Origin of the sequence: Pseudomonas sp. NY5710, assembly GCF_013305665.1 — a bacterium.
Classification (GTDB): domain Bacteria; phylum Pseudomonadota; class Gammaproteobacteria; order Pseudomonadales; family Pseudomonadaceae; genus Aquipseudomonas; species Aquipseudomonas juntendi.
Genome location: NZ_CP045554.1, coordinates 59,184 through 75,726 on the forward strand (window position 1 = coordinate 59,184; position 16,543 = coordinate 75,726).

Genomic DNA, 16,543 nt, shown 5'->3' on the forward strand with positions numbered 1-16,543 from the left:
CCCGCAATGATGCGACATCCACCTGTCTGGATGGGCCTGCTGTTGTGGTCGGTTCTGGGTCAGGCCAACGCTGCCTGGACCGTGAACATGCACCCGGGGGCGACGGAAGTCTCCAACGCCGTCTTCGATCTGCACATGACCATCTTCTGGATCTGCGTGGTCATCGGCATCGTGGTGTTCGGCGCGATGTTCTGGTCCATGGTCATCCACCGCCGCTCCACCGGCCAGCAGGCCGCGCATTTCCACGAGCATACCTGGGTGGAAATCCTCTGGACCGTGGTCCCGTTCCTGATCCTTGTGGCCATGGCCATACCGGCCACCAAGACCCTGATCGACATCTATGACGCCAGCGAGTCGGATATCGACATCCAGGTCACCGGCTACCAGTGGAAGTGGCATTACAAGTACCTGGGCCAGGACGTGGAGTTCTTCAGCAACCTGGCCACACCCGCCGAGCAGATTCACAACCAGGCGCCCAAAGACGAGCACTACCTGCTGGAAGTCGACCAACCGCTGGTGTTGCCGGTGGGTGCCAAGGTGCGCTTCCTGGTGACGGCGGCCGATGTAATTCACTCATGGTGGGTGCCCGCCTTCGCGGTCAAGCGCGACGCCATTCCCGGCTTCGTCAACGAAGCCTGGACGCGCATCGAGAAGCCAGGCATCTACCGCGGCCAGTGTACCGAGTTGTGCGGCAAGGACCACGGTTTCATGCCCGTTGTAGTCGAGGTCAAGTCCCAGGCCGACTACGACACCTGGCTTGGCGAGCGCAAGGCAGAGGCGGCCAAGCTCAAGGAGCTGACCAGCAAGGAATGGACCCTGGACGAGCTGGTGGCGCGCGGCGACAAGGTCTACCACACCACCTGCGTGGCCTGTCACCAGGCCGATGGCCAGGGCCTGCCGCCGATGTTCCCGGCGCTGAAAGGCTCGAAGATCGCTACCGGGCCGAAGGAAGGTCACTTGAGCATCGTTTTCCACGGCAAACCCGGTACCGCCATGGCCGCCTTCGGCAAGCAACTGTCGGAGGTCGATATCGCTGCCGTGGTGACCTACGAACGCAACGCCTGGGGCAACAACAAGGGCGACATGGTCACGCCGAAGGACGTGCTGGCGCTGAAGCAGGCAGAAGCCAAGTGAACCGGGTTACTCGCGGCAATCAGTGGATTGCAGGAGACAGGACATGAGTGCAGTGATCGACGACCACGCCCACGGCCATGACCATGCGCACGGCCCGGCCAAGGGCCTGATGCGCTGGGTGCTGACCACCAACCATAAGGATATCGGCACCCTGTACCTGTGGTTCGCCTTCCTCATGTTCCTGTTGGGTGGCTCGTTCGCCATGGTGATCCGCGCCGAGCTGTTCCAGCCGGGGTTGCAGATCGTCGAACCGGCGTTTTTCAATCAGATGACCACCATGCACGGGTTGATCATGGTCTTCGGCGCCGTGATGCCGGCCTTCGTCGGCTTGGCCAACTGGATGATCCCGCTGATGATCGGCGCGCCGGACATGGCCCTGCCACGCATGAACAACTTCAGCTTCTGGTTGTTGCCGGCGGCGTTCCTGCTGCTGGTTTCAACCTTGTTCAGCCCCGGTGGCGGGCCGAATTTCGGCTGGACCTTCTACGCCCCGCTGTCGACGACCTATGCCCCGGCCAGCGTCACCTTCTTCATCTTCGCCATCCACCTGATGGGTGTCAGCTCGATCATGGGGGCGATCAACGTGATCGCGACCATCCTGAACCTGCGTGCCCCCGGCATGACCTTGATGAAAATGCCACTGTTCGTCTGGACCTGGTTGATCACTGCGTTCCTGCTGATTGCAGTGATGCCGGTGCTGGCAGGGGTGGTGACCATGATGTTGATGGACATCCACTTCGGCACCAGTTTCTTCAGTGCGGCTGGCGGTGGTGACCCGGTGCTGTTCCAGCATGTGTTCTGGTTCTTCGGCCACCCCGAGGTGTACATCATGATCCTGCCGGCCTTTGGCGCGGTCAGCTCGATCATCCCGGCATTCTCGCGCAAGCCCCTGTTTGGCTACACCTCGATGGTGTACGCCACCGGGGCCATCGCCTTCCTGTCGTTCATCGTGTGGGCGCACCACATGTTCGTGGTCGGTATTCCGGTGGTCGGCGAGCTGTTCTTCATGTACGCCACCATGCTGATTGCGGTGCCCACCGGCGTGAAAGTGTTCAACTGGGTCAGCACCATGTGGGAAGGCTCGTTGACCTTCGAAACCCCGATGCTGTTCGCCATCGCCTTCGTCATCCTGTTTACCATCGGCGGCTTCAGTGGGCTGATGCTGGCGATCGCACCGGCCGACTTCCAGTACCACGACACCTACTTCGTGGTGGCGCACTTCCACTATGTGCTGGTGCCCGGGGCCATCTTTGGCATCTTCGCCTCGGCCTACTACTGGCTGCCAAAATGGACCGGCCACATGTATGACGAAACCCTCGGCAGGCTACATTTCTGGCTGTCGTTCGTCGGCATGAACCTGGCCTTCTTCCCCATGCATTTCGTAGGGTTGGCCGGTATGCCGCGGCGCATACCTGATTACAACCTGCAGTTCGCAGATTTCAACATGGTGTCTTCGATCGGCGCGTTCATGTTTGGTGCCACGCAGATCTTCTTCCTGTTCATCGTCATCAAGTGCATCCGTGGCGGCGCGCCTGCGCCGGCCAAACCCTGGGACGGCGCCGAAGGCCTGGAGTGGTCCATCCCCTCGCCTGCGCCCTACCACACCTTCCAGACACCGCCGGAAGTGAAGTAGGAGCGCCGCCATGACAGGCCTCTCGGTGAAGCGCCTGGTAGCGCGCCTGCTGATGCTGACGGTGGTGATGTTCGCCTTCGGCTTCGCCCTGGTGCCGATCTACGACGTGATGTGCAAGGCCTTCGGCATCAATGGCAAGACCGGCGGGCAGTACGAGGGCAGCCAGGTCAGTGACACCTCGCGGTCGGTCCGGGTGCAGTTCATGTCGACCAACGCCAGCGACATGGTCTGGGACTTCTACTCCAGCGCCGATCAGCTGGAGGTTCACCCCGGTGCGGTCAACCAGATGATCTTCATTGCCCATAACCCGACCGACCGGCCGATGAGTGCCCAGGCGATACCCAGCATCACCCCCGCCGAAGCCGCGGCGTACTTCCACAAGACCGAGTGTTTCTGCTTTACGCAGCAGGTGCTGCAACCCGGCCAACGCATTGAAATGCCGGTACGCTTCATCGTCGACCGCGACCTGCCGGCCAACGTGAAGCACCTGACGCTGGCCTACACCTTGTTCGACATCACCGCTCGCCACCCGCCGGTCGCTCAAGTTGCGGCCCAGGCCGTCCAGGGCGCCCGTTAAGGGAAGGAGAACAGCAATGGCAAGTCATGAGCATTACTATGTTCCGGCGCAGAGCAAGTGGCCGATCGTCGCTACCCTCGGCATGTTCATCAGCGTGTTCGGCCTGGGTACCTGGTTCAACGACATGAAGGCCGGGCACGCGGAATCGCACGGGCCGTTGATTTTCTTCGTGGGTGCTCTGTTTCTGGCCTACATGTTGTTCGGCTGGTTCGGTGCGGTGGTCAAGGAAAGCCGTGCCGGGCTATACAGCGCGCAGCTGGACCGCTCTTTGCGCTGGGGCATGAGCTGGTTCATCTTCTCGGAAGTGATGTTTTTCCTGGCCTTCTTCGGCGCGCTGTTCTACGTGCGCGTGCTGGCAGGGCCGTGGCTGGGTGGCGAAGGGGCCAAGGGTGTTGCCCACATGCTCTGGCCCGGCTTCGAGTTCACCTGGCCGCTGCTGCACACGCCGGACCCGAAGCTGTTTCCGCCGCCCAAGGACGTGATCGACCCGTGGCACCTGCCGCTGATCAATACCCTATTACTGGTCAGCTCCAGCGTGACCATCACCCTGGCCCACCACGCGTTGCGCCGCGACCACCGCGGGGCGCTGAAAGGCTGGATGGCGCTGACCATCGTGTTGGGCATCAGCTTCATCGCGCTGCAGGCCTTCGAGTACCACGAGGCCTATACCAAGCTGGGGCTGACGCTGGGCTCGGGCATCTATGGCGCTACGTTCTTCATGCTCACGGGTTTCCACGGCGCGCACGTGACCTTGGGCACGATCATCCTGATTGTGATGTTCGTGCGTATTCTGCGTGGCCACTTCAACCCGCAGAAGCACTTCGGCTTCGAAGCGGCCAGCTGGTACTGGCACTTCGTGGATGTGGTGTGGGTGGGGTTGTTCATCTTCGTGTATGTGCTGTGACTGGAAAATCCTGTGGGAGCGGGCGCGCCCGCGAATGCGTCGGTGCTTTCAACACCGCATTCGCGGGCATGCCCGCTCCCACAGGGTCAGGTGAAAACGTCAGAAAGGGGCGTGAGATACGAGCTGACCACTGATGAAACCCCAGGCGACCAGCCCTATGGTCAGCGCCGCCAGGGTCACCCGCACCGTCAGCGCTTTCAGCAGGCGGGTCGAGTTTTCATCATCTTTGACCAGAAACACCAGGCCACTGAACAGACTGGCGATCGTGGCCAACAGCATCAGGACAATCGCGGCCTTGAGCATGGCGCTACTCCCGGGGGATGCGGTGATGTGGATAAGTATAGCGAGGCGCCCGTGAGGCCGTTTCGCCCAGGCTGGGTACCCACCTTGGTGGTACTTGCACTGCTACCGGGGCTGATCGCGCTTGGCTGCTGGCAACTCGGCCGGGCCGAGGAAAAGCGCGCATTGCTGGCCAGCTACGCCGAGCGACGTATCGAAGCGCCGCTGGCGACCAGCCAGCTGAATGGCAACGAAGACAACGCCTTGCGCCGCGTGCACCTGTACGGCCGCTTCGACGGCGAGCACAGCGTGCTGCTGGACAACCGCGTGCGCGACGGTCAGGCCGGTGTCGAATTGCTGCAACCCTTCCACGACCAGGCCAGCGGCCTGTGGCTGCTGGTCAATCGCGGCTGGCTTGCCTGGCCGGACCGCCGCGTACCGGTGCAATTCGATACCCCTGCCCAGGCCTTGGCCCTCGACGCCTCGGTGTATGTGGCACCCGGCAACACGTTCCAGCTGCACCCGGACCCCGTCGGCGGCCAGTGGCCGCACCTGTTGACCGCCATCGACGCGGCGCAACTGTGGGCGCAGCTCGGGCGTGAGGGGTTCGCCCACGAACTGCGCCTGGAACCTGGCCCGGCAAGCTACCGCCTGGGCTGGCCCATCGTGGCCATGGGCCCGGAAAAACACATGGGTTACGCCGTGCAGTGGTTTGCCCTGGCGATCACCCTGGTGCTGCTCTACCTCTATTTCGGCTGGCGCCAAAACAAGGAGAAAAGCCATGGCCACCGCCACTCCACTGGACGTGCCTGAACGTAGCAAACCCAAAGCCCGCGGGCGTCTGCAGCTGTTGCTGATTCTTCTGGTGGTGCTTGGCCCGATGGTCCTGGCCACCAGCATGTACAAACTCAACTTCTGGGTGCCGGAGGGCCGCAGTTACCACGGCGCCATGATCGGCAACGGTGAGAGCCGTGCCGACCTGGGCGTGGCCGGCGAAGACGGGCGCTGGCAGTTGCTGGTCAGCGCGCCGCAGGCCTGTGCCGACGAATGCCAGCGGCTGGTGTACCTGGCCCGGCAGATCCAGGTCGGCCTGGGCCGTGATGCCAGCCGGGCCAGCCATGCGCTGGCCGCCGCCCAGCCGCTGAGCGCCGACTACCAGGCCCTGCTCGGGCGCGAGTACCCGCAATTGCAACGCTACCCGCTGGATGCGCCGCGCTACCTCAAGCAGGTTGGCGAGGTTGCACCGCAGCTGTGGATCGTCGATCCGCACGGCAACCTGGTGCTGCGCTACGGCGCCAAGGTCAACGGCAAGCATGTGCTGGATGACCTGCGCCATCTGCTCAAGCTGTCTAATATCGGCTAGGAGCCTGCCATGGCCAGACCCGGATTCCGCCTTGCTGTGTGCGCCACCCTGCTGGCACTGCTGGTCGTCCTGCTCGGTGCCTATACCCGCCTGACCCACGCCGGCCTCGGTTGCCCCGACTGGCCCGGTTGCTACGGTTTCATCAGCGTGCCGAAAAGCGAAGCGCAGCTGGCCCATGCCGAACTGCACTTTCCCGAACACCCGGTCGAGGCAGCCAAGGGTTGGGCCGAAATGGTTCATCGTTACTTCGCGGGCAGCCTGGCCGTGGTCATCGCCTTGCTCGCCTTGCAGGCAGTGCGCCGGCACCACAGCGACGGGCAACCCTATCGCCTGCCTGTGCTGTTGCTGGGTGTGGTGCTGGCCCAGGCGGCGTTCGGCATGTGGACGGTCACCCTGAAGCTTTGGCCGCAGGTCGTCACCGCCCACTTGCTGGGGGGCTTCACCACGCTGAGCCTGCTGTTCCTGTTAACCCTGCGGCTTTCGCGGGCCTTTGCGCCGTTGCCCAAATTACCGCTCAGCCTGCGGCGGGTCGCTGCGCTGGCCTTGCTGGTGGTGATCGGGCAGATCGCCTTGGGTGGCTGGGTCAGTGCCAACTACGCAGCGGTTGCCTGTATCGACCTGCCCACCTGCCATGGCCAGTGGTGGCCGGCGGCGGACTTCAGCAATGGTTTCCACCTGACCCAGCATGTTGGCCCCAACTACCTGGGGGGGCAGCTGGACAGTGATGCGCGCACGGCCATCCATGTCAGCCACCGGCTGGGCGCGCTGGTGGTCACCTGCGTGCTGCTGATGCTCAGCTGGAAGCTGCAGCGCTGTGGTTTGGGCGGCCTGGCCCGGCTGGTGTTGCTGGCGTTGGCCGTGCAGGTGGGCCTGGGCATCAGCAATGTGCTGCTGCACCTGCCGCTGGCCATAGCGGTGGCGCACAACGCCGGTGGGGCTTTGCTGTTGCTGTGCATGGTGCTGGTGAACTACCGCATTCGGGTGGTCGACAAGGTACGCGTAGGTGTCGGCCAAGGCTGGCGCTTGCGGCCAGTGACCGGCGTCGGCATTTCCCATCATATGAGGAACGAGTCGTGGCGACGCTTCTGAGCACCCAGCGGGCCAGCTGGCGCGATTACCTGGAGTTGACCAAGCCCAAGGTGGTTGTGCTGATGTTGATCACCTCGTTGGCGGGCATGTTCCTCGCTACCCGTGCGGGGGTGGGCTGGGGTGTGTTGTTGTTCGGCAACCTGGGTATCGGCCTGTGCGCGGGTGGCGCGGCAGTGGTCAACCATGTGGTCGACCGGCGCATCGATGCGCTGATGGCGCGTACCCGCAAGCGGCCGCTGGCCCAAGGCCGTGTCGAACCCTTGCCCGCCTTGCTGTTTGCCCTGGCGCTGGCGCTGCTGGGCATGGCCCTGTTGCTGATTTTCACCAATGCCCTCACTGCCTGGCTGACCCTGGCCTCGCTGCTTGGCTATGCGGTGCTCTACACCGGTTTTCTAAAGCGTGCCACGCCGCAGAATATCGTGATTGGCGGCCTGGCCGGCGCTGCCCCACCCCTTCTGGGCTGGGTCGCGGTCAGTGGCCAGGTCAGTGCCGAGCCGTTGCTGCTGGTGCTGATCATCTTCGCCTGGACCCCACCGCACTTCTGGGCCCTGGCCATCCACCGCAAGGAGGAATACGCCAAGGCCGACATTCCGATGCTGCCGGTGACCCACGGTGAGCGCTACACCAAGCTGCACATCCTGCTGTACACCCTGATATTGCTGGCGGTGAGCCTGTTGCCCTACGCCATCCACATGAGCGGCCTGCTGTACCTGGCCTGTGCCCTGGCCCTGGGCCTGCGCTTCCTGCGATGGGCCTGGGTGTTGTACCGTGGCAGCCGGCCGCACGCAGCGATCGGCACCTTCAAGTACTCTATCGTGTACCTGTTCGCGCTGTTCATCGCGTTGCTTCTCGACCACTACCTGTTGCTGAACCTATGACCCGAACCCAGAAAACCGTCTTTGTCCTCGTTGCCCTGGTCGCGCTGATCATGGGCCTCACCGTCAATAAAGTGCTCAATGGTCGCGACCAGCCCAACCCTGCCGAGCTGATCGATGCCGGTATCATCCTGTTGCCGCAAAGCCGCGCCGTGGCAGATGTAACCATGACCAACCAGGATGGCCAGCCGGTGCACCTGAATGAACTGAAAGGCAAGTGGTCGCTGCTGTTCTTTGGCTACACCTACTGCCCGGACATCTGCCCGACCACCCTGGCCCAATTGCGCCAGGTGAAGAGCGAGCTGCCCAAGGACGCCGTCGACCGTTTGCAAGTGGTGTTGGTGAGCGTCGACCCGAACCGCGACACGCCGAACCAGCTGAAGCAGTACCTGGGTTATTTCGACAAGGACTTCATTGGGGTGGCGGGGTCGATCGAAGATACCCAGAAGCTGGCCAATGCCCTGAGCATTCCATTCATTCCGGCAGATACCAGCAAGCCTGGCTACACCGTGGACCACAGCGGCAACCTGGCGGTCGTCGGGCCGGACGGGCGTCAGCGTGGGTTCATTCGGGCGCCGTTCAACAACCAGAAGCTGGTGGCGCAGTTGCCTGAGTTGGTCAAACGGGATTGATGGGGCATTGAAAGCTTCGCGGGCACGCCCGCTCCCACTGGGACATCACAAGGCCTGAGGCTAGCGATGTCCCTGTGGGAGCGGGCGTGCCCGCGAAGAATCCAGTGCGATTGCGAGGCTTAAAACGCCGGAACCACAGCGCCCTTGTACTTCTCGGTAATGAACTGCTTCACTTCAGACGAGTGCAGCGCCGTTGCCAGCTTTTTCATCGCGTCCGAGTCCTTGTTGTCCGGGCGGGCTACGAGGATGTTCACATAGGGCGAATCGCTGCCTTCAATGGCCAGGGCATCTTTTTCGGGGTTCAGCTTGGCTTCCAGCGCGTAGTTGGTGTTGATCAGGGCCGCGTCCACCTGGGTCAGCACACGCGGGATGGTGGCGGCTTCCAGTTCACGGAACTTGATGTTCTTCGGGTTATCGGCAACGTCCTTCACGGTCGACAGGATGTTCTTGTTGTCCTTGAGCTTGATCACGCCGGCCTTGTCCAGCAGCAACAGGGCGCGGCCGCCGTTGGTGGCATCATTCGGGATGACCACGGTAGCCCCGGAAGGCAGTTCGTCCAGTTTCTTGATCTTGGTCGAGTAAACGCCCAGTGGCTCGATGTGCACGCCTTCCACGCTCACCAGGTCGGTGCCCTTGGCCTTGTTGAATTCATCCAGGTACGGCTGGTGCTGGAAGAAGTTGGCGTCCAGGCGCTTTTCCGCCACCTGCACGTTCGGCTGAATGTAGTCGGTGAACTCCTTGACCTTCAGTTCCACGCCCTCTTTGGCCAGCGCCGGTTTGACGAAGTTGAGGATCTCGGCGTGTGGCACCGGGGTAGCGGCGACGGTCAGGGTTTCGGCAGCATTGGCCGAGAAGGCCGCGACAGCGGCGACAACAGCAAGCAGCTTCTTCATTGATCACTCCTTGTGAGGGCCGCGACGGCCCCCGAACGGGTCGGCCTGGCCGACCCCATTGGGGTTACTTACGGGAAAAATGTACAACCAGTTTGTCGCCCACGCTTTGCAGCACTTGCACCAGTACCAGCAGCAGTACCACGGTGACCACCATCACGTCGGTCTGGAAACGCTGGTAACCGAAGCGGATCGCTAGGTCGCCGAGGCCGCCGGCACCGACCACACCGGCCATGGCGGTGTACGAAACCAGGGTGATGGCGGTGACGGTGATGGCGGCGAAGATACCCGGACGGGCCTCAGGCAGCAGCGCGCTGGTGATGATCTGGCGGGTGGTGGCGCCCATCGACTGCGTCGCCTCGATGATGCCGCGGTCCACTTCCCGCAGGGCAGTTTCCACTAGCCGTGCGAAGAACGGCGTAGCACCCACTACCAACGGCGGAATGGCGCCGGCGACACCCAGCGAGGTGCCGGTGATCAGCACCGTGATCGGGATCATCACGATCAGCAGGATGATGAACGGCAGCGAGCGCAGAATGTTCACCACCAGCGACAGCAGCGCATACACGCCCTTCTGTTCGAACATCTGCTTCGGGCCGCAGAGGAACAGCAGCACGCCCAAGGGCAAGCCGAGCAGCACGGTGAAGAACAGCGAGCCGAACAGCATGATCATGGTATCGACGGTGGCCAGCCAGATTTCGGCCCAGTCGACGTTGGCAAAGAAATTCAGGGCGTCCATCAACGCAGTACCTCCATATGTACGTCAGCTGCCTTGAAGTGGGCGAACGCCGCTTCCATGTCACCGCCGATCAGGGCGAGGGTGAGCTGGCCATAGGGGATATCCTTGATGCGGTCGATACGCCCGGCAAGGATGCTGTAGTCCACACCGGTTTCACGGGCCACGGTGCCCAGCAACGGTGCGTAGGTGGCATCGCCCTGGAAGGTCAGGCGCACGATGCGGCCCGGGACGTGGGCGAAATCGTCGCGTTGCTCGCCTTCGTCGACCTGCTCGTCTTCCTGGACGAAGCGCTTGGTGGTGGCGTGCTGCGGGTGCAGGAATACCTCGGCCACCGAGCCCTGCTCGACGATCTGCCCTGCGTCCATCACCGCCACGCGGTCGCAGACCCGGCGGATCACGTCCATTTCGTGAGTGATCAGCACGATGGTCAGCTTCAGCTCACGGTTGATTTCAGCCAGCAGCTGCAGGACCGAAGCCGTGGTCTGCGGGTCGAGGGCGCTGGTGGCCTCGTCGCACAGCAGGATTTTGGGGTTGGTAGACAGGGCGCGGGCGATACCGACGCGCTGCTTCTGGCCACCCGACAACTGCGCCGGGTACTTTTTGGCGTGGTCCGAGAGCCCGACGCGGGCCAGCAGTTCGGTGACGCGCTTGTCGATTTCGCCGCGCGACAGCTCGCCGGCCAGGGTCAGTGGCAGTGCCACGTTGTCGGCGACGGTTTTGGAGGCCAGCAGGTTGAAGTGCTGGAAAATCATCCCGACCTGCTGGCGAAAGCCCCGCAGCTGGCTGGCGTTGAACGCGGTAACGTCTTCGCCATCGACGATGATCTTGCCGCCGGAAGGCTCTTCGAGGCGGTTGATCAAACGCAGCATGGTGCTCTTGCCGGCGCCGGAGTGGCCGATAAGGCCGAACACCTGGCCATCTTCGATGGCCAGGCTGGTCGGATTCAATGCGGGGATTTCCCTACCTGCAACGCGGTAGGTCTTGTGTACCTGTTGGAACTCGATCACGTAGCGAACCTTGTGGGGCGCATGGAATTTGGGTCAGCGGTTGGCTGGGGTGGCGCATTTTAGCCTTTTCCCCCGGCTGTTCTTAGCATTTATTTCGTCAGGCACCAATCCTTCGGGCATATCGCGACAACCGGTAAAGTGGATTGAACGCAACCAAGCCCCCTCCGGTCACTACTTGAACATGCCCTAAGGGCAGCCTGATGACTGATGAGGAGAGCCCCGATGCCCAGCAAGAAGCCGGATTCGCCGAAACAGAGCCAGCTCGCCGGTACCGACACGCCTGATCGTGCCAACACCAACGCCAAGCTGCAAAGCCTGGAGGATGTGCGCAGCGATGCCACCGGCCAGGCCCTGCGCACCAATCAGGGTGTGCGCATCGCCGATAACCAGAACACCTTGAAGGCGGGTGATCGTGGCCCCTCGCTGCTTGAAGACTTCATCATGCGCGAGAAGATCACGCACTTTGACCACGAGCGTATCCCTGAGCGTATCGTGCATGCCCGCGGTACGGGCGCCCATGGCTACTTCCAGAGCTATGGCAACCATGCCGAGCTGACCAAGGCAGGCTTCTTGAGCGACCCGGAAAAACTCACCCCGGTATTCGTGCGTTTTTCCACTGTCCAAGGCCCCCGTGGCTCCGGTGACACCGTGCGCGATGTGCGCGGGTTCGCGGTCAAGTTTTATACCGATGAAGGTAACTTCGACCTGGTCGGCAATAACATGCCGGTTTTCTTCATCCAGGATGCAATAAAGTTTCCGGATTTCGTGCATGCGGTCAAACCTGAGCCTCATAACGAAATACCTACAGGGGGCTCAGCCCACGACACGTTCTGGGATTTCGTCTCTCTGGTTCCGGAATCGGCCCACATGGTGATGTGGGCCATGTCCGACCGCGCCATTCCGCGTAGCTTGCGGATGATGGAAGGTTTTGGCGTGCACACCTTCCGCCTGATCAACGCTCAGGGCGTTGCCAGCTTCGTCAAGTTCCACTGGAAGCCACGCCAGGGTGTGCATTCTTTATTGTGGGACGAGGCGCAGAAACTGGCTGGCAAGGATACCGACTTCCAACGCCGCGACCTTTGGGAGGCGATCGAAACTGGCGATTACCCGGAATGGGAACTCGGGGTGCAAATTGTAGCGGAAGCCGATGAGCACAAATTCGACTTCGACCTGCTCGACCCGACCAAGATCATCCCCGAGGAGCTGGTACCGGTCACGCCGCTGGGCAAGATGGTGCTCAACCGCAACCCGGACAACTTCTTTGCCGAAGTCGAACAGGTAGCGTTCTGCCCAGGGCATATCGTGCCGGGTATCGACTTTACCAACGACCCGCTGCTGCAGGGCCGGTTGTTCTCGTACACCGACACACAGATCAGCCGGTTGGGTGGACCGAACTTCCACCAGATCCCAATCAACCGACCAGTAGCCCCGAACCACAATAACCAGCGCGATGCGCTGCACCAGCATGTCGTGCACAAGGGCCGGGCCTCCTACGAGCCAAACTCGATCGACGGCGGCTGGCCCAAGGAAACCCCGCCTGCGGCCCAGGATGGCGGCTTCGAGAGTTATCAGGAGCGAATCGATGCGCACAAGATCCGCCAGCGCAGCGAGTCGTTTGGTGATCACTTCTCGCAGGCGCGGCTGTTCTTCCACAGCATGAGCCCTACCGAGCAGCATCACATCATCAAGGCCTACAGCTTTGAACTTGGCAAAGTTGAGCGTGAGCACATACGTGTGCGGGAAGTGAATGAGATTCTCGCCAATATCGACTTGAAGCTGGCGGCGGCGGTGGCAGCCAACCTGGGCCTGCCTGCACCTAAAGCGGGCACCGTACAGGTGAAGGGCAGTCAGCTGGCACAATCGCCTGCTTTGAGCCAAATGAACCACCCTGGTTCGGTGGGAATCAAGGGGCGCAAAATTGCCGTGCTGGTGGCCAATGGCGTGGATGCAGCGAGCGTGGACCGGCTGGTCAAGGCGCTGGAGGCGCACAGCGCGCGGCCGATGCTGTTGGGGCCGACTTCGGCGCCGGTGCAGGCTTCGGATGGCAAGCAGTTGCCGGTGGATGCGTCGATGGAGGGGATGCCATCGATCATGTTCGACGGGGTTGTGGTGCCGGCGGGCAAAGCCTCCACCGATGCAATGGCCGCCAGCGGCCTGGCCAAGCACTTCCTGCTGGAAGGCTACAAGCACCTCAAGGCGATGGTGCTGACCCAAGACCTGGTCAGCGGCCTGGGGCTCAAGGAGGACAAGGGCCTGCTGGTGGGGGATGACCAGAAAGTGATGGATGCCTTCGTCAAGGCGGTAGAGGGGCATCGGGTTTGGGAGCGGGAGGCTGCTGCGGAGGCTGTGCCGGCCTAATGCCAGTCAGTTAAGTAATTTGGGGCCGCTTTGCGGCCCTTCGCGGGCACGTCCGCTCCTACAGGGGATCGCGCATTTCTTGAGTTCAGCGCCGAAACATGAGGGAGCGGGCGTGCCCGCGAAGGGCTGCAAAGCAGCCCCAGTAACCCTTAACTGACAGGCATTAGGCGAAGCGCCCAGCGTTCTCAGCGCTGATGCGGCACCAGAACCACCTGCGCCGGCAGCGAGCGCTGAATTTCATGCTTCTGCTTCAGCTCAAACCCGCTGTCGATCTTGCGCACGCGCTTCTCCAGCAAGATTTTCAGCCAGGGCGCGTCGTGGGTGCGCGGCACTTGGAACACCACTTCACAGTCATAGCTCACCACGTCTGCCGCAATGTCATCCAGTTGGCGGCGCATGGCGCGGCTGTCGGTGGTTTTCAGGGCCACCACGGTGCTGGGTGCGGTGGGGTCGATGATCAGCGCCTTGGGCTTGGCCTCGGCGGCCTTCAGCGCCGCTTCGGCTTTGGCCAGCTCGGCCTTGCGCGCCTGGCTCACGGCGTCGCCCCCGGTCACCGCAGGGGCTTGCGGCATCAGCGCCCGGGCACGGGCCAAGGCCGTTGCAGCGGCATTCACGTCGCCTTTTTGCAGCACGATCTGGCTACGCTGCAGGTAGGCTTCGGCCAGTTGGCGCTGGTACTGCTCCAGGCGTGCGTCGTCGGGCGCCTGGGCCTGCAGGGCAGCCAGCTGGTCTTCGGCGGTGGCCAGCTCGTTGCTGGCGATGTTTTGTTGCAACTGCTGCCAGGCATCGGCTTGGGCAGGTGCGGTGGCCTGTTCCACCGGCGCACTGGAACAGGCAGCCAGGAACAGGGAAAACGCGGCAACAAGCAGATAACGGGAGGCGAACGGCTTCATTCCTGCGATTCTCTATTTGCGCAAAAAGCGAGCAAGTCTACACCCAGGTGCGCACGCTCGAAAACAGGTCTTACAGACCCTTTACCCGGGAAAAGGTTGCAAGGCGTGCGTGAGCACGCCCTGTAATCAGCGCTTTGGCAGGGCCAGGCTCAGCAAGAATAGCACCGCTGCGCAGACCACGATCGACGGCCCGGCGGGGGTGTCCTTGAACCAGGACATGGCCAGGCCACCGCAGACCGCGGTGATGCCCAGCAGGCTGGCACCCAGCGCCATCTGCTCGGGCGAGCGGGCGTGGCGCTGCGCCGCAGCCGCGGGGATGATCAACAGCGAGGTGATCAGCAGCACGCCGACGATCTTCATGGCCACGGCGATCACCACTGCAATCAGCAGCATCAGCGCCAGGCGCAGGCCGGCTACGGGTAGGCCTTCGACCATGGCCAGTTCCTCATGCACGGTAACCGCCAACAGCGGCCGCCAGAGAACGCCCAGTAACAGCAGCACCAGCGCACTGCCGCCGAGGATCCAGGCCAGGTCGGTGGTACTGATGGCCAGCAGGTCGCCGAACAGGTAGGCCATCAGGTCGATACGCACATCGTGCATGAAGCTGAGCACCACCAGGCCCAGTGACAAGGTACTTGGGGCTAGTATGCCGAGCAGGGTGTCGGAGGCCAGCGGCTGGCGTTGCTGCAGGGTCACCAGCAGCACCGCCAGCAACAGGCAGCCAACGGTGACCGCCAGGGCCGGGCTTACATCCAGTGCGAAACCCATGGCCACGCCCAGTAATGCGGCATGGGACAGGGTGTCGCCGAAATACGCCATGCGCCGCCATACCACGAAAGAGCCGAGCGGGCCCGCGACAACGGCCAGGGACAGGCCTGCAAGCAAGGCGTAAAGAAGAAAATCAGCCATGCTTGCAATGCTCTCCGTGAACGTGGGGGCCGGGGGCGACCACCGAGCCATGCAGGTCGTGGCTGTGGTCGTGATGGTGGTGATAAACAGCCAGGCTAGGTGCGTTCTGCCCGAACAGTTCGACAAAGGCTGGGTCGTTGCTGACTTGTTCCGGGTGACCCGAGCAGCAGACATGGCGGTTGAGGCACACCACCTGGTCGGTGGCGCTCATGACCAGGTGCAGGTCGTGCGACACCATCAACACGCCGCAACCATGGCGGTCGCGCAGCCGGGTGATGAGGTTGTACAGCTCGGTCTGGCCGACCACATCCACCCCTTGCACCGGCTCGTCGAGTACCAGCAACTGCGGCGCGCGCAACAAGGCACGCGCCAGCAGGACGCGCTGCATCTCGCCACCGGAGATGGTCTGGATCGGGCTGTCGATGACCTGTTCGGCGCCCACTTCCTGCAGGGCCGATACGGCTGCTGCCCGGTCTACCCCCGGCACCAGGCGCAGGAAGCGCAGCACGGAAAGCGGCAGAGTGGCATCGACCTGGATTTTTTGCGGCATGTAGCCGATACGCAGCTTGGGCTTGCGCCACACCGTGCCGCGGTGCGGCTTGAGCAGCCCGAGCACGGCGCGCACCAAGGTGGTCTTGCCCGCGCCATTGGGGCCTATCAGGGTGACGATCTGGCGGGGCGCCACCGACAGGTCGATGCTGTCGAGCACCGCCTCGCCGCCATAGCTGACGCCCACCTGTTCCAGGCGGATCAGAGCATCGCTCATGCCGCGCTCCGGCAACTGCCGCACAGGCCGACCACTTCCACGGTTTGGGTCTCGACCGTGAAGCCCACGCCCTTGGCGCTGTCGATGATGGCCTCGCTGATGCTGTGTTGCTCCAGCTCGATGGCGACGTGGCATGCACGGCAAATCAGGAACTGGCCCTGGTGCACGTGCTCAGGGTGGCTGCAGCCGATGAACGCGTTGAGCGAGGCAATGCGGTGCACCAGGCCGTTTTCCAGCAGGAAGTCCAGTGCGCGGTACACCGTGGGCGGTGCAGCGCGGCGGCCGTCCTGCTCGCTGAGCACGGCAAGGATGTCGTAGGCACCCAGCGGCTTATGGCTTTGCCATACCAGCTCCAGCACCCGGCGGCGTAGCGCGGTCAGGCGCAGGCCCTGGCGGGTGCACAAGGCATCAGCTTCAGCCAGTGCGCTATGCACGCAATGGGAGTGATCATGGGGACGGTTGGCCAGCGGCGTGATGGACATGGGCAGCGACGAT

At 62.7% G+C, this 16,543-nt stretch carries 18 protein-coding genes; 10 read left to right on the forward strand and 8 right to left on the reverse strand.

The features are described from left to right. Nucleotides 1–6: 6 nt before the first annotated feature. Genes coxB through GEV39_RS00305 form a run of 4 tightly spaced genes read left to right on the forward strand, consistent with a single transcriptional unit; the run spans nt 7 to nt 4,248 of the window. Entirely contained in the window at nt 7–1,134 is a 1,128-nt protein-coding gene (gene coxB / locus GEV39_RS00290) for a cytochrome c oxidase subunit II (protein WP_173887098.1), read from the forward strand. 43 nt (nt 1,135–1,177) lie between these two features. Next, the gene (ctaD, locus tag GEV39_RS00295) at nt 1,178–2,767 is read left to right on the forward strand and encodes a cytochrome c oxidase subunit I (RefSeq protein WP_054911456.1); all 1,590 of its coding nucleotides are present in this window, start codon (nt 1,178–1,180) and stop codon (nt 2,765–2,767) included. A gap of 10 nt (nt 2,768–2,777) precedes the next feature. Then, nucleotides 2,778–3,344 carry a cytochrome c oxidase assembly protein gene (locus GEV39_RS00300; RefSeq protein ID WP_173887099.1) on the forward strand — a complete coding sequence of 189 codons (567 nt, stop codon included), beginning with the start codon at nt 2,778–2,780 and terminating at the stop codon, nt 3,342–3,344. A 16-nt stretch (nt 3,345–3,360) separates the two neighbouring features. Further along, the gene (locus tag GEV39_RS00305) at nt 3,361–4,248 is read left to right on the forward strand and encodes a cytochrome c oxidase subunit 3 (RefSeq protein WP_173887100.1); all 888 of its coding nucleotides are present in this window, start codon (nt 3,361–3,363) and stop codon (nt 4,246–4,248) included. A gap of 99 nt (nt 4,249–4,347) precedes the next feature. On the opposite strand, the gene GEV39_RS00310 is transcribed toward GEV39_RS00305, so the two are convergent. Further along, nucleotides 4,348–4,551, reverse strand: coding sequence for a twin transmembrane helix small protein (locus GEV39_RS00310; protein ID WP_003258925.1), 204 nt, complete (start codon nt 4,549–4,551; stop codon nt 4,348–4,350). 51 nt (nt 4,552–4,602) lie between these two features. On the opposite strand from GEV39_RS00310, the gene GEV39_RS00315 reads away from it, so the two are divergent. Genes GEV39_RS00315 through GEV39_RS00335 form a run of 5 tightly spaced genes read left to right on the forward strand, consistent with a single transcriptional unit; the run spans nt 4,603 to nt 8,486 of the window. Continuing rightward, complete coding sequence (locus GEV39_RS00315; protein ID WP_173887101.1) at nt 4,603–5,340, forward strand: SURF1 family protein; 738 nt, start codon at nt 4,603–4,605, stop codon at nt 5,338–5,340. Further along, a complete protein-coding gene (locus tag GEV39_RS00320; protein ID WP_173887102.1) occupies nt 5,309–5,890 on the forward strand; it encodes a PA_0111/PP_0108 family redox-active disulfide protein in 582 nt (193 codons plus the stop codon). Before GEV39_RS00315 ends, GEV39_RS00320 begins: the two co-directional genes overlap by 32 nt. A gap of 9 nt (nt 5,891–5,899) precedes the next feature. Beyond that, nucleotides 5,900–6,979, forward strand: coding sequence for a COX15/CtaA family protein (locus GEV39_RS00325; protein WP_009683602.1), 1,080 nt, complete (start codon nt 5,900–5,902; stop codon nt 6,977–6,979). Beyond that, complete coding sequence (cyoE, locus tag GEV39_RS00330) at nt 6,964–7,857, forward strand: heme o synthase (protein ID WP_173887103.1); 894 nt, start codon at nt 6,964–6,966, stop codon at nt 7,855–7,857. The genes GEV39_RS00325 and cyoE overlap by 16 nt, the downstream gene beginning before the upstream one ends. Continuing rightward, the gene (locus GEV39_RS00335) at nt 7,854–8,486 is read left to right on the forward strand and encodes an SCO family protein (RefSeq protein WP_173887104.1); all 633 of its coding nucleotides are present in this window, start codon (nt 7,854–7,856) and stop codon (nt 8,484–8,486) included. The genes cyoE and GEV39_RS00335 overlap by 4 nt, the downstream gene beginning before the upstream one ends. 119 nt (nt 8,487–8,605) lie before the next feature. Here GEV39_RS00335 and GEV39_RS00340 read toward each other — a convergent pair whose 3' ends face one another. The 3 genes from GEV39_RS00340 to GEV39_RS00350 all read right to left on the reverse strand — a co-directional run bounded on the left by GEV39_RS00340 (nt 8,606) and on the right by GEV39_RS00350 (nt 11,122). After that, nucleotides 8,606–9,379: a MetQ/NlpA family ABC transporter substrate-binding protein gene (locus GEV39_RS00340; RefSeq protein WP_173887105.1), complete on the reverse strand. Its 774-nt coding sequence runs from the start codon at nt 9,377–9,379 to the stop codon at nt 8,606–8,608. Nucleotides 9,380–9,443: 64 nt separating this feature from the next. Beyond that, nucleotides 9,444–10,115, reverse strand: a complete 672-nt coding sequence (locus GEV39_RS00345; RefSeq protein WP_009683598.1) for a methionine ABC transporter permease — start codon at nt 10,113–10,115, stop codon at nt 9,444–9,446. Continuing rightward, a complete protein-coding gene (locus tag GEV39_RS00350; protein WP_173887106.1) occupies nt 10,115–11,122 on the reverse strand; it encodes a methionine ABC transporter ATP-binding protein in 1,008 nt (335 codons plus the stop codon). Before GEV39_RS00350 ends, GEV39_RS00345 begins: the two co-directional genes overlap by 1 nt. A 222-nt stretch (nt 11,123–11,344) precedes the next feature. Here GEV39_RS00350 and katE point away from each other — a divergent pair, with 222 nt between their 5' ends. Then, nucleotides 11,345–13,480, forward strand: a complete 2,136-nt coding sequence (gene katE / locus GEV39_RS00355; RefSeq protein WP_173887107.1) for a catalase HPII — start codon at nt 11,345–11,347, stop codon at nt 13,478–13,480. A gap of 185 nt (nt 13,481–13,665) precedes the next feature. Here the strand turns inward: katE and GEV39_RS00360 are convergent, their stop codons facing one another. The 4 genes from GEV39_RS00360 to zur form a co-directional block, all read right to left on the reverse strand. Then, nucleotides 13,666–14,373: a PA5502 family lipoprotein gene (locus GEV39_RS00360; protein WP_173887108.1), complete on the reverse strand. Its 708-nt coding sequence runs from the start codon at nt 14,371–14,373 to the stop codon at nt 13,666–13,668. Between the two features lie 126 nt (nt 14,374–14,499). After that, complete coding sequence (gene znuB, locus GEV39_RS00365; RefSeq protein WP_009683594.1) at nt 14,500–15,282, reverse strand: zinc ABC transporter permease subunit ZnuB; 783 nt, start codon at nt 15,280–15,282, stop codon at nt 14,500–14,502. Further along, nucleotides 15,275–16,048 (reverse strand): zinc ABC transporter ATP-binding protein ZnuC, encoded by a 774-nt coding sequence (gene znuC, locus GEV39_RS00370; RefSeq protein ID WP_173887109.1) that lies wholly within the window; start codon nt 16,046–16,048, stop codon nt 15,275–15,277. The genes znuB and znuC overlap by 8 nt, the downstream gene beginning before the upstream one ends. Next, nucleotides 16,045–16,530, reverse strand: a complete 486-nt coding sequence (gene zur / locus GEV39_RS00375; RefSeq protein WP_173887110.1) for a zinc uptake transcriptional repressor Zur — start codon at nt 16,528–16,530, stop codon at nt 16,045–16,047. The genes znuC and zur overlap by 4 nt, the downstream gene beginning before the upstream one ends. Nucleotides 16,531–16,543 lie beyond the last annotated feature (13 nt).